This window comes from Polaribacter sp. R77954 (assembly GCF_044595335.1).
Classification (GTDB): domain Bacteria; phylum Bacteroidota; class Bacteroidia; order Flavobacteriales; family Flavobacteriaceae; genus Polaribacter.
On the sequence record NZ_CP138992.1, the window covers coordinates 2,649,499 to 2,661,436 of the forward strand.

12 protein-coding genes are annotated in these 11,938 nt (G+C 32.0%); 11 read left to right on the forward strand and 1 reads right to left on the reverse strand.

Annotation, left to right across the window (positions count from 1 at the left end; translation table 11 throughout):
- Window positions 1-76 precede the first annotated feature (76 nt).
- From SJY27_RS11575 to SJY27_RS11595, 5 genes are all read left to right on the forward strand, one after another.
- Window positions 77-1,129 (forward strand): type III polyketide synthase, encoded by a 1,053-nt coding sequence (locus tag SJY27_RS11575; protein ID WP_397445000.1) that lies wholly within the window; start codon window positions 77-79, stop codon window positions 1,127-1,129.
- 65 nt (window positions 1,130-1,194) lie between these two features.
- The gene (locus tag SJY27_RS11580) at window positions 1,195-1,635 is read left to right on the forward strand and encodes a 3-hydroxyacyl-ACP dehydratase FabZ family protein (RefSeq protein ID WP_397445001.1); all 441 of its coding nucleotides are present in this window, start codon (window positions 1,195-1,197) and stop codon (window positions 1,633-1,635) included.
- Between the two features lie 136 nt (window positions 1,636-1,771).
- The gene (locus tag SJY27_RS11585) at window positions 1,772-3,049 is read left to right on the forward strand and encodes a beta-ketoacyl-[acyl-carrier-protein] synthase family protein (RefSeq protein ID WP_397445002.1); all 1,278 of its coding nucleotides are present in this window, start codon (window positions 1,772-1,774) and stop codon (window positions 3,047-3,049) included.
- Between the two features lie 59 nt (window positions 3,050-3,108).
- Complete coding sequence (locus SJY27_RS11590; protein ID WP_397445003.1) at window positions 3,109-3,360, forward strand: acyl carrier protein; 252 nt, start codon at window positions 3,109-3,111, stop codon at window positions 3,358-3,360.
- Window positions 3,360-3,914, forward strand: a complete 555-nt coding sequence (locus SJY27_RS11595; RefSeq protein ID WP_397445004.1) for a 4'-phosphopantetheinyl transferase superfamily protein — start codon at window positions 3,360-3,362, stop codon at window positions 3,912-3,914. The genes SJY27_RS11590 and SJY27_RS11595 overlap by 1 nt, the downstream gene beginning before the upstream one ends.
- A gap of 21 nt (window positions 3,915-3,935) precedes the next feature.
- On the opposite strand, the gene SJY27_RS11600 is transcribed toward SJY27_RS11595, so the two are convergent.
- On the reverse strand, window positions 3,936-4,802 hold the full coding sequence (locus tag SJY27_RS11600; protein WP_397445005.1) for an AraC family transcriptional regulator: 867 nt from the start codon (window positions 4,800-4,802) through the stop codon (window positions 3,936-3,938).
- A gap of 115 nt (window positions 4,803-4,917) precedes the next feature.
- On the opposite strand from SJY27_RS11600, the gene SJY27_RS11605 reads away from it, so the two are divergent.
- From SJY27_RS11605 to SJY27_RS11630, 6 genes are all read left to right on the forward strand, one after another.
- Window positions 4,918-5,874 (forward strand): dihydrodipicolinate synthase family protein, encoded by a 957-nt coding sequence (locus tag SJY27_RS11605; protein ID WP_397445006.1) that lies wholly within the window; start codon window positions 4,918-4,920, stop codon window positions 5,872-5,874.
- Window positions 5,875-6,019: 145 nt separating this feature from the next.
- Complete coding sequence (locus SJY27_RS11610; RefSeq protein WP_397445007.1) at window positions 6,020-7,603, forward strand: aldehyde dehydrogenase (NADP(+)); 1,584 nt, start codon at window positions 6,020-6,022, stop codon at window positions 7,601-7,603.
- 1 nt (window position 7,604) lies between these two features.
- A complete protein-coding gene (locus SJY27_RS11615; protein WP_397445008.1) occupies window positions 7,605-9,341 on the forward strand; it encodes a DUF885 domain-containing protein in 1,737 nt (578 codons plus the stop codon).
- Window positions 9,334-10,344, forward strand: coding sequence for a 4-hydroxyproline epimerase (locus SJY27_RS11620; RefSeq protein ID WP_077810927.1), 1,011 nt, complete (start codon window positions 9,334-9,336; stop codon window positions 10,342-10,344). Before SJY27_RS11615 ends, SJY27_RS11620 begins: the two co-directional genes overlap by 8 nt.
- A gap of 43 nt (window positions 10,345-10,387) precedes the next feature.
- The gene (locus tag SJY27_RS11625) at window positions 10,388-10,639 is read left to right on the forward strand and encodes a DUF3781 domain-containing protein (RefSeq protein WP_077810928.1); all 252 of its coding nucleotides are present in this window, start codon (window positions 10,388-10,390) and stop codon (window positions 10,637-10,639) included.
- A 19-nt stretch (window positions 10,640-10,658) separates the two neighbouring features.
- On the forward strand, window positions 10,659-11,906 hold the full coding sequence (locus tag SJY27_RS11630) for an NAD(P)/FAD-dependent oxidoreductase (protein ID WP_397445009.1): 1,248 nt from the start codon (window positions 10,659-10,661) through the stop codon (window positions 11,904-11,906).
- The last annotated feature ends 32 nt before the right edge of the window (window positions 11,907-11,938 follow it).

Genomic DNA, 11,938 nt, shown 5'->3' on the forward strand with positions numbered 1-11,938 from the left:
TAAAAAAAACGATGTAATTAGAGAAATTAAAGCGTTTTTTATTTGTGAAAATTAGTAAAATTCGTGTCATATTATTATGAAAGTAAAAATAACATCCGTAGCAAAACAGCTACCTAAATATTATAGAGAAACGACAGATATCATTCCGTTTGTAAAATTATGGATGCAAGATCAAGAAACCCGTTTTCAACGAAAGGTAATTAAATTATTTGAAGGTGCAGGTGTAGACAAACGCTATTCAATTATGGATCCTGAAGAAGTTTTTACAGCCACTTCTTTTGAAGCTAAAAACAATATTTATAAGCGAGAAGTTACCCAATTAGCAGAACAATCGCTCAAAAAAGCATTAGAAAAAGCCAATTTAAAACCAACAGATTTAGATTATATAATAACGGTAAGTTGTACAGGTATAATGATTCCTTCTGTAGATGCCTATTTGATTAATTCTTTAGGAATGAAGCAAGATATTGTGCGTTTGCCAGTTACAGAAATGGGTTGTGCTGCAGGAGTTTCTGGAATTATTTACGCCAAAAACTTCTTAAAAGCAAACCCGAACAAAAGAGCAGCGGTTGTTGCTGTAGAAGCACCAACAGCAACCTTTCAGTTAGACGATTATTCTATGACAAATATAGTGAGTGCTGCCATTTTTGGTGATGGAGCATCTAGCGTTATTTTATCTTCTTATGATGAAGATCAAGGGCCAACTATTGTAGATGAAGCCATGTATCATTTTTATGATGCCACACATATGATGGGTTTTAATTTGGTAAATTCAGGCTTACAAATGATTTTAGATAAAGAAGTTCCCCAAAAAATTTCTGATCATTTTCCAGCAATAATTCACCCTTTTTTAGAGCAAAATAATTTAAAAATTGAAGATATCAATCATTTGATTTTTCATCCTGGAGGAAAGAAAATTGTGCAAACTGTAGAAGATTTATTTGGTGTATTAGGCAAAAATATAGACGATACCAAAGAAGTATTGCGTTTGTATGGCAATATGTCTAGTGCCACAGTTTTATATGTTTTAGAACGTTTTATGGACAGAAATCCGCAAAAAGGCGAACGTGGCATTATGCTAAGTTTTGGACCAGGATTTTCTGCGCAACGTATTTTGTTAGAGTGGTAATGATTAAGTATATGATAAGACCTTTCAGGTTTTAAAAACCTGAAAGGTCTGTTTAAACAAACAAAATGAAATCATCAGAAATCATAAAAAACCTTCCGTACACAACACCTTTTTTATTTGTTGATGAGCTTACAGAAATTTCAGAAAATGGAATTGTTGGAAATTACACTTTTAAAGAAAACGAGTTTTTTTATGAAGGGCATTTTAAAGACAACCCAATTACACCTGGCGTTATTTTAACAGAAACTATGGCACAAATTGGTGTGGTTTGTTTGGGTATTTATTTAATGAAAGATGAAATATCATCAGAAAAGAAACCACAAATTGCGCTAACCTCAAATCAAGTTGATTTTTATATTTCGGTTTTACCTAATCAAAAAGTAACCGTAATTTCTGAGAAAGTGTATTTTAGATTCAATAAATTAAAATGTAAAGTAAAGATGATAAATACAAAAAACGAATTGGTTTGCAGAGGTGAAATTTCTGGAATGATAATCGCTAAATAGCTATTTTATATTCGCAAAAATACCTCACAGGTTTTTAAAATCTGTGAGGTCTGAAAAGTTAGTTGAAGTTTTTAAAATAAATGAAATTAAAAGAAAGGGAAGGTTTGTGAAAATCGGTATTTAAAATATTTATAAATTGAAAAACAGAGTCGTCATAACAGGTTTAGGAGTCGTTGCCCCAAATGGTGTGGGTTTACCTGATTTTACAAATGCTATAAAGTCTGGTACATCAGGAATCACTTTTCATCAAGCATTAAAAGACAAAGGGTTTTCATGTTGTATAGGTGGCATTCCAGAAATTTCTGAAGAAAAAAAGCTAGAATATTTATCACCTCTACAACTGCGTGGTTTTAACAGCACTTCTATTTTATATGGATGTATGGCAGCAATTGATGCTTGGAAGGATGCTGGTTTTAGGGTTGATGAACATTCAAAAACAGATTACGATTCAGGATTAATTTTTGGCACGGGTACCTCAGGAATCGAGAAATTTAGAGAATCGATTTACAAAATTGACGACCAAAAAGTTAGGCGTTTAGGAAGTACTTCTGTAGTACAAACTATGGCAAGTGGTATTTCTGCTTATTTAGGAGGCATTCTTGGTTTTGGAAATCAAGTAACCACAAATTTATCAGCCTGTACAACAGGTACAGAGGCTTTGTTATTGGGTTTTGAACGCATTAAAAATGGGAAAGCAAAAAGAATGTTGGTGGGTAGTTCTAGCGACAGCAGTTTGTACACTTGGGGTGGTTTTGATGCGATGCGTGTAATGACCTACAAACATAATGAGTCTCCAGAAAAAGGGTCAAGACCAATGAGTGCAACAGCTGCTGGTTTTGTACCTGGAAGTGGAGGAGGAGCACTAGTTTTAGAGTCTTTAGAAAGTGCTTTAGCAAGAAATGCAACCATTTATGCTGAGGTTTTAGGCGGAAATGTAAATTCGGGAGGTCAAAGAAATGGAGGTACTTTAACAGCTCCTAATGCAGAAGCTGTGCAAAAATGCATTACAGATGCCTTGGTTGATGCCAATATTAATGCGGATGCTATTGATGCCATTAACGGGCATTTAACAGCAACATCAAAAGATAGTTTAGAAATTGAAAATTGGACAAAAGCTTTGGGTAGAAAAGGAACTGATTTTCCATTTATCAATTCTTTAAAATCTCAAGTTGGGCACTGCTTAGCAGCCTCTGGCGCTATAGAATCTGTAGCATCTGTTTTACAGATTAAAGAGCAATTTTTGTTTCCGAATATCAATTGTAATGATGTGCATCCAGAAATTTTAGAGTTAATTTCTACGGATAAAATCCCAAAGAAATTGATACCAAAAGAAGTGAATATTGTAGCAAAAGCAAGTTTTGGTTTTGGTGATGTAAATGCTTGTGTTATCTTTAAAAAATATTTAGAAGTGTGACAAAAGAATGACTTCAAAGGTTTTTAAAATCGATGAGGTCTGAAAAGAATTTATATAAAATGACAAAAGAAGATATCATCTTAAAATTAACCACTATTATTAAGCCTTATGTGCAGAACGAAGAAGGGTTTAAAAATATTAACGAAGAAACAGATTTTATAAAAGATTTAGAAATAAATTCTGCTAATTTGGTAGATATTATTTTAGATGTAGAAGATGAATTTAACATAGAAATTGATAATGATTCTATGGAAAAAATGCTATCTGTAAAAGCAACTGTTGACATCATTAAGACCAAAATGAATGCCTAATGATTGGCAATGATATTGTTGATTTAAATTTGGCAAAAACACAAAGTAATTGGCAGCGCAAAGGGTTTTTAGAAAAACAATTTACAGATTACGAACAAAAATTAATTAAAAATTCAGATAATCCTTTTTTGAAAGTTTGGTTATTTTGGTCTATGAAAGAGGCTGCTTATAAATGTTACACTCAAGAGTTTCAAAAACGTTTTTATGCTCCATTAAAATTTTCATGTAAAATTATAAATAAATCTACAGGAATAGTAAAAATAGAATCAAAAAAATATTATATAAAAACTAATTTAACAGGTAGGTATGTGTATTCGGTAGCGCAAGAATATCAATCTAAAAAAATGGTTTCTCATTTGTTTTTTGTTGATAAAAATGAAAATAAAACCAAAAAAATAAAACAGAAATTATTAGCTTGTTTTGATCAAAAAGTATGGCTTAAAAAAAATGGTTTAGGTATTCCATATTTATATCAACATAATAAAAAGTTGCCAATTTCTATTTCTACTACTCATCATGGAAATTATGGCGCTTTCGTTATTTCATATTTGTAGTATGTAAAATAACTTTTAGTCTTAACCAAATAAATGATTTCTATAATTTGTAGGTGTTGTTTTTTTTAGTCTTTTAAACTGTCTGTTAAAGTTGGATATATTTGAAAAGCCAACATTAAAAGCTATTTCATTTATAGAGATTTCTTTAGATTTCTGTAAAATTTTACATGCATTTTCTATGCGTAATTCTGTTAAAAAATTAATGTATGTTTTATTTGTTCGCTTTTTAAAATACTTGCAAAAAGCATTTTTTGTCATATTCGCTACTTCCGAAATTTCTAATAATGTTATAGGTAAATGAGCGTTTTCAATAGTGTATTCAAAAACAGAACGCATTCTGTTTCCTTCTCTATCAGTGTATTTTTTAGAATAATTAAAACTAGATAAGTATTCAAATTCAGAGGAAGATATCAACTTCATTAATTTTAAGAAAATTATAAATCGTTCCATTTTCGTGGCTTCTTTTAATTTTGAAAACAAGTGTTTAATTTCTTTTTGATTTGATGTAATTCTGAATCCTTTTTCAGATTTATCAAAAAAACTTCTAATCTCTTCAAATTCATCTAAACTAAAAAAAATATCTCCAAAAGATTTGCTGGTAAAAAAAAGACTCAACATTTTCGATTTCTCTAGTGTATTTTCTTCACTTTTAAACGCATGAGGTAAATTACTCCCAATAATAAAAATATCATTTGTAGTATAGCTAGAAATACTATCGCCAACCAATAAGGTCCCTTTCCCTTGTTCTATAAAACTTATTTGAATTTCATCATGCTGATGCAGTTTATCATAAAAAACTAGCTCAATGTCTTCTTGATAAATTAATGCGCTATTTTCTGGTTTAGGTATTTTAAAAGGGTATACTTTCATTAATACAAAAATACTCATAAATACTAGTAGATTATAATTAAATGAATAATATAATATTAAAAACGAGTAATTTAGTAGTATTGTTGATGGTGATATTTATATAAATTTATAACTCATTAAAAAGAATATAAAAATGAAATCCAATTGGGAAGGTGTAATGCCTGCAGTGTTTACATGGCTGAAAGAGTCAAAATCTGGCAATCTTGAAATTGACTTTGATACAACTCAAAAACAAGCAGCAGGTATTTTAAAAACTCAAGGAAAAGGCGGAAGTAGAATGTGTGGACTTGTGGGTTCTGGTACTCTGGGTGAGAATAGCTATCTGAACAATAAACAACGACTTTCTTTATTGAAATCCCTTTCTGAAGTTGCTAAAGAATACAATGTACCTTTAATCAGTGGAGCTTCAGCAGCAACTAAAGAAGAACTTACCAAAATCATTGAAGGACTTGCAACAGTTGGAGTGGATACAGTTATGGTAATGCCTCCAAAAACGAAGGCAGTTCCTTCTGAAAAAGAAATGTATGAGTACTTTGCTCTTTCAGAAACAACTGCAAAAGATGTAGGCGTAACCATTATGCCTTATAACAATCCAGATGCAGCAGGTTATCATGCAATCTCAACTGAGCTTCTTATGAGACTTTCTGTGCTTCCTAAAGTAACTGCTCTTAAAATATCGACTATAGATGTTTCAATTATTGAAACACTAATGTTAGAAAATAAAGATTTAAAAATTTTGGCAGGAGTAGACACAGTTACTGTACATGCAGGACTCGCTGGAGCTTGTGGTGGAATTACGGGTGTAGGTTGTATCTTTCCAAAAGCTAGTGTTACTATGCAGGAGTATGTTTTAAAGGGAGAATGGGCAGAGGCCAACAAAATTTCTCAGGCTTTAAATTCTTTATCTTATTTGGATGCTCAGCCTTTGCTTTTGGAGTATCTTAAATTTGCTATGGGAATTCATCACAATGATGTTGCTGGAGGACTACGTACCTTTGGTAAGAAGCTAACGAAACAGCAAATTGACGATGTACGTGCAAGATATATGCTGGCAAAAGAAAGACTGGAAGTACTGGATTTAGTAAGTTAATCTTTTCAAATATTTAAAAATGAGAAAGCTTGGTTTTTAGAAAGTGTTTTTTCATTTCAAGGTAATATTACAAAATACCTAATTGTAAAAAAAACAGCTTACAAAAGAGTAAATTAGAAAAAAAGCATTTAAAAATACGTAAAAAATGATTTCAGGAAAAAATTATATAGGCAATCAATTATTTGCTAAAGGAGATAAAGTATTTACAACATTTAATCCTTTATTAAATAAAAATAATGATTGGAATATTACAGAAGCAACTCCAGAAGAAGTAGCAAAAGCTGCAAGTTTAGCAGCGAGTGCTTTTAAAGAATATTCGAAATTTTCTGGTAAAAAGAAAGCTTCTTTTTTAAGAGCCATAGCAGAAGAAATAGAAAATTTAGGCGACAATTTACTCGAAGTTTACTGTGCAGAAAGTGGTTTGCCTCAAGGAAGAGCAAATGGAGAAAGAGGAAGGACTTTAGGACAATTACGAGCGTTTGCAAACCATTTAGAAGATGGTAGTTGGGTAGAAGCTACTATAGATACAGCCCAACCAGATAGACAGCCAATTCCAAAAGTAGATTTACGTAAAATGAATGTTGCTTTAGGTCCAGTTGTGGTTTTTGGAGCATCTAATTTTCCGTTGGCATTTTCTACTGCTGGTGGAGATGCAGCAGCAGCACTAGCAGCAGGTTGCCCAGTAATCGTAAAGTCTCATCCAATGCACGCAGCAACAGGAGAAATGGTAGCATCTGCAATTGTTAAAGCAGCCGAAAAAACAGGAATGCCAAATGGTGTTTTTTCCAATTTAAATTCAAATGGAAATGATGCTGGGCAGCAATTGGTTTTAAATGAAAATATAAAGGCAGTTGGTTTTACAGGAAGTTTAAAGGGCGGTAGAGCTTTATACAATTTAGCGGCAACTCGTAAAGAACCTATTCCTGTTTTTGCAGAAATGGGAAGTGTAAATCCAGTTGTTTTATTGCCAAAGGCATTAGAAAATAGAGCAGAAAGTATTGCAAAAACTTATGCAGGTTCTATTACTTTAGGAGCGGGTCAGTTTTGTACAAATCCAGGTTTAATTATTGGGCTAAAATCAGAAGGTTTAACAAACTTTACAAACAGTTTAGCATCAGATATAAAAGAAGTAACACCTTCTTGTATGTTGCACCCTAATATTGCAAATGCATATTATAAAAATAAAGAAACCGCTTTAAATCAAAACGGAGTTGCAGTGTTGGCAGATATTACTGAAAATGTACCCTCTAATTTTGCTGCCCAAGCAGTAATTACAGTTAGTGGTGCAGCGTTTTTAAAGAATCCAACTTTACATCACGAAGTTTTTGGACCTTTTTCTTTAGTGGTTCAATGCGAGCATAAAGCAGAACTAGAAGAAGTAATAGCTAATTTAGAAGGACAATTAACGGGAACTATAATTTCTGATGATAACGAACTAGAAAACTACAAAACCGTAGTTAATGAACTTCAAAATAAAGTAGGAAGAATTATTTTTAACGGAGTTCCAACAGGGGTAGAGGTTTGTCCATCAATGTTACACGGTGGTCCTTATCCAGCATCAACAGATAGTAGATTTACGGCAGTTGGGGTAGATTCTATTAAAAGATTTGTTCGCCCTTTTAGTTTTCAAGATTGGCCAAATAACTTGCTTCCAGAAGAACTAAAAAATGAAAATCCGTTAGGAATTTTAAGAACCGTTAATGGAGTAAAAACGGATAAAGAGATTTAGAATGAGATTTTTTAAGGCCTTTTTCATATTCCTTTTTGTTGCTTTTTGTAGTTGTAACTCAGGAAATGAAACCTGCAATTCTTCAAAAACAGAATTGGCTATATTGATTAAATCTTATGAAGAAAGAGAGACTTATGATAAAGACACCTATCCATTAGGGCTTTATACTAAAGAATACTATAAATCTGAAGCTGATTATGCTACAAATCAGCTTCAATATTTTAATTGTATTCGATTGGAAGAATTGTCTGAAACCGAACAGATTTCGGCAGCTTTATTGCAATTTGTTTTGCAAGATAAAATTGATTATTACCAATTTGAACGTTACTTAAATCCGTTATTATCAGACTCAGGTTTTCATAGTAGTCTAAATTATCAAATCAAACCACTTAACAACTACGGGCAAGTAAAAGAATATTTAAAGAAGTTACATAGTTTGCCAGATTTTGTAAATCAGCATTTTAAAAATTTACGAGAAGGTTTGGGAAAAGGAGTTTCGCAACCTAGAGTCATTTTTAAAGGCTATGAATCTACATATAATGATCATATTGTGGACGATTACCAAAAAAGTCCGTTTTACAAACCTTTCAAAAATTTACCTTTAAGTTTACATGAAACGCAAAAGGATTCAGTTTTAAAAGCTGCAAAAATTGTAATAGAAAACACTGTAGTTCCTGAATTTAAAAGAATAAAAACTTTTTTTGAAACGGAGTATTTACCAAAAACAAGAACAAGTTTAGGAGTTTCAGAAACTCCAAACGGTGTTGCGTATTATCAAAATAGAATTAATTTTTATACCACAAGTACACAATATACTGCAGATGATATTCATAACATTGGTATAAAAGAAGTTGCCAGAATTAAAGCAGAAATGCAAAAAATAATCAGTTCTTTAAACTTTACAGGAAGTTTTGCTGATTTTTTAAAATTCTTAAGAACAGACGAGCAATTCTATGCAAAAACACCAAAAGAGTTGCTAATGATTGCAAGAGATATGGCAAAAAGAGCAGACGCACAATTGCCAAAATTCTTTAAAACCTTACCACGAAAACCTTATGGAGTTGCACCTGTGCCAGAAGCAATTGCTCCAAAATATACAGGAGGACGTTACATTGGAACATCAAAAGAAAGTACAGAGCCAGGGTATTATTGGGTAAATACCTACGATTTGCCAAGTAGAACTTTGTATACATTACCTGCATTGACAGTTCACGAAGCTGTTCCTGGGCATCATTTGCAAGGAAGTTTAAATAACGAATTGGGAGACTCTATTCCACAATTTCGAAAGAATTTATATTTATCTGCTTATGGAGAAGGTTGGGGGTTGTATTCCGAATTTTTGGCAGATGAAATGAATATGTACACCACACCTTACGAGCAGTTTGGAAAATATACCTATGAAATGTGGCGTGCTTGCAGATTGGTTGTAGATACTGGAATTCACGCAAAAGGATGGACAAGAGAACAAGTTGTAAATTATATGTCTGAAAATACGGCTTTATCACTTCACGAAATCAACACAGAAACAGATCGATATATTTCTTGGCCAGGACAAGCATTGTCTTATAAAATTGGTGAATTAAAAATTAGAGAATTACGTGTAAAAGCAGAATCTGAATTAAAAGACAAGTTTGATATTAGAGAGTTTCACGAAGTAGTTTTAGCACAAGGAACAGTAACCTTATCAATATTAGAAAAAAGAATTCATAATTATATTAAGAACGTTAAAAATGAGTAAACATACTTTTGTTTGTATAGATGCACATACTTGCGGAAATCCTGTAAGAGTTATCAAAAGTGGAGGTCCAGAATTGGTTGGAAATTCAATGAGCGAAAAACGTTTGCATTTTTTAAAAGAATACGATTGGATAAGAAAAGGTTTAATGTTTGAACCACGTGGGCACGATATGATGAGTGGCTCTATTCTCTATCCACCTCACAACCCAGAAAACGATTTTGCTATTTTATTTATAGAAACTTCAGGGTGTTTGCCTATGTGTGGCCACGGAACTATTGGAACCATCACAATCGCTATAGAAGAAGGTTTGGTACAACCTAAAACTCCTGGAAAAATAAAAATGGAAGCACCTGCAGGTTTGGTTGAAATTGATTATTCAATTAAAAATGATAAAGTAGAATGGGTAAAACTAACCAATGTAAAAAGTTATTTGGCAGCAGAAAATTTAAAAATTAATTCTAATGAACTTGGCGAGCTTACTTTTGATGTAGCTTATGGAGGTAATTTTTATGCCATTGTAGATCCACAGAAAAATTTTGCTGGTGTTCAAGATTTTACAGCTTCTGAGATTATCAAACATTCACAAGTTATAAGAGAATTAATCAATAAAAAATATCCTAATCAATTTGTGCATCCAGATAACGAAAACATAAAAGATGTAACGCATTTGTTATGGACAGGAGATACCATTCATCCAACTTCCAATGGTAGAAATGCCGTTTTTTATGGTGATAAAGCAATTGATAGAAGCCCTTGTGGGACAGGTACATCAGCAAGATTGGCACAATTATATGCCAAAGGAAAATTAAAAATAGGAGAAGAGTTTATACACGAAAGTTTTATTGGAAGCACTTTTATTGGTAAAGTAGAAAAAGAAACTTCTATAGGAAATCAAAAAGCAATTGTACCAAGTATTAAAGGATGGGCAAAAATTTACGGACAAAATACCATTACGATAGATACAGAAGATGATCCTTATGCTTTTGGATTTAGTGTAATTTAATTTTTATAAACTTATAAAAAGGTCTGTAAAATTAGTTGGGTTAATGAAAGAAGAAATATTAAAAAAGCATTGTTATACAGAATTGGTTTATCAAAGAATCAATAAAAAACTATCCACTAATTTTTGTAAAGCAGAAATTAGAGAATTCATTAAAAAAGTAATTCAAGAAACAGAAGTTGCAAAATTCGAAAAATGTGGAAAGAATTTCTATATTTCAAACAACAAAGACAACATAAAAATAACTGTAAATTCGAATACATTTAGAATTATTACAGTCGATAAATTAGTAAAATAACTAACTTTTTTAAAAGGAGATGGCAAAAAGTGTAATTATTATAGGTGGTGGAATTATAGGTTTGTGTTCTGCATATTATTTGCAAAAAGAAGGACATAAAGTAACTGTAATTGATAAGTCAGACTTATCAAGTGGCGCATCATATGTAAATGCGGGATATATAACACCAAGTCATATTATTTCTTTGGCAGCTCCAGGAATGATAAACAAAGGTATTAAATGGATGTTTAATGCATCCAGTCCATTTTATGTAAAACCACGTTTAGATATCGATTTTTTAAAATGGAGTTGGTTATTTAAAAAATCGGCAACCAAACAAAAAGTAGAAAAATCCATTCCTATAATTAAAGATATAAATGTATTGAGTAGAGAATTGTATGCAGATTTAAAAACTTCTGGCGATTTTAATTTTCATTATCAACAAAAAGGTTTGATGATGTATTATCAAACAGAAAAAGCGGGAGAAGAAGAATGGGAAGTTGGGCAAAGAGCCATTAAAGAAGGTTTAAAAGTTGAAAACTTATCAAAAGAAGAGGTGCTAAAAATTGAAAAAAATGTTGATGTAAACATCAAGGGTGCTGTTTATTATCATTCGGATGCACACATGACTCCCAATGAATTTATGCCTCAGTTAAAAGCCCATTTAAAAAAAGTGGGAGTTAGTATTTTGGGAAATGAAGAGGTGATAGATATTACAGTTGTAGACGAAAAAATAACAGCTATTAAAACGACTAATCTTCATATAAAATCAGACGAAGTTGTCATAGCAACTGGGTCTTGGTCTCAAAATTTGGCAAAGAAATTAGGAATAAAAATTCCTGTTCAAGGCGGAAAAGGCTATAGCATAAATGTAGAAAGAGAAACACAAATTTCTATTCCAGCAATTTTAATGGAAGCAAAAGTAGCAGTAACACCAATGAATGGCTTTACTCGTTTTGCAGGAACTATGGAAATTGGCGGAATTAATCATAACATCAATCCTGTAAGGGTTCAAGCAATTGCAAAAGCAGCTCAAGATTATTATCCAAATGTAAAAATTAATGAGCAAGAAAAAGCGGATGCAAAATGTGGTTTACGACCACTTTCTCCAGATGGATTACCTTATATTGGTAAATCATCTAAATGTAAAAATGTAACATTTGCAACAGGTCATGCAATGATGGGTTGGAGTTTAGGACCGGCAACTGGGAAGCTAGTTTCTGAAATTATTACTGGTAAAAAAAGATCTATCGATACCAGTCCTTTTCATGTAGATAGAAAATTTTAAGCTTTACAGTAAACAACATAAGTTATAAAAAC

Excerpts from the sequence above, each read along its gene's own strand:
- SJY27_RS11575 (WP_397445000.1), top strand. The coding sequence starts at position 77 with ATGAAAGTAAAAATAACATCCGTAGCAAAACAGCTACCTAAATATTAT.
- SJY27_RS11580 (WP_397445001.1), top strand. The coding sequence starts at position 1,195 with ATGAAATCATCAGAAATCATAAAAAACCTTCCGTACACAACACCTTTT.
- SJY27_RS11590 (WP_397445003.1), top strand. The coding sequence starts at position 3,109 with ATGACAAAAGAAGATATCATCTTAAAATTAACCACTATTATTAAGCCT.
- SJY27_RS11595 (WP_397445004.1), top strand. The coding sequence starts at position 3,360 with ATGATTGGCAATGATATTGTTGATTTAAATTTGGCAAAAACACAAAGT.
- SJY27_RS11600 (WP_397445005.1), bottom strand. The coding sequence starts at position 4,802 with ATGAGTATTTTTGTATTAATGAAAGTATACCCTTTTAAAATACCTAAA.
- SJY27_RS11605 (WP_397445006.1), top strand. The coding sequence starts at position 4,918 with ATGAAATCCAATTGGGAAGGTGTAATGCCTGCAGTGTTTACATGGCTG.
- SJY27_RS11610 (WP_397445007.1), top strand. The coding sequence starts at position 6,020 with ATGATTTCAGGAAAAAATTATATAGGCAATCAATTATTTGCTAAAGGA.
- SJY27_RS11615 (WP_397445008.1), top strand. The coding sequence starts at position 7,605 with ATGAGATTTTTTAAGGCCTTTTTCATATTCCTTTTTGTTGCTTTTTGT.
- SJY27_RS11620 (WP_077810927.1), top strand. The coding sequence starts at position 9,334 with ATGAGTAAACATACTTTTGTTTGTATAGATGCACATACTTGCGGAAAT.
- SJY27_RS11625 (WP_077810928.1), top strand. The coding sequence starts at position 10,388 with ATGAAAGAAGAAATATTAAAAAAGCATTGTTATACAGAATTGGTTTAT.
- SJY27_RS11630 (WP_397445009.1), top strand. The coding sequence starts at position 10,659 with ATGGCAAAAAGTGTAATTATTATAGGTGGTGGAATTATAGGTTTGTGT.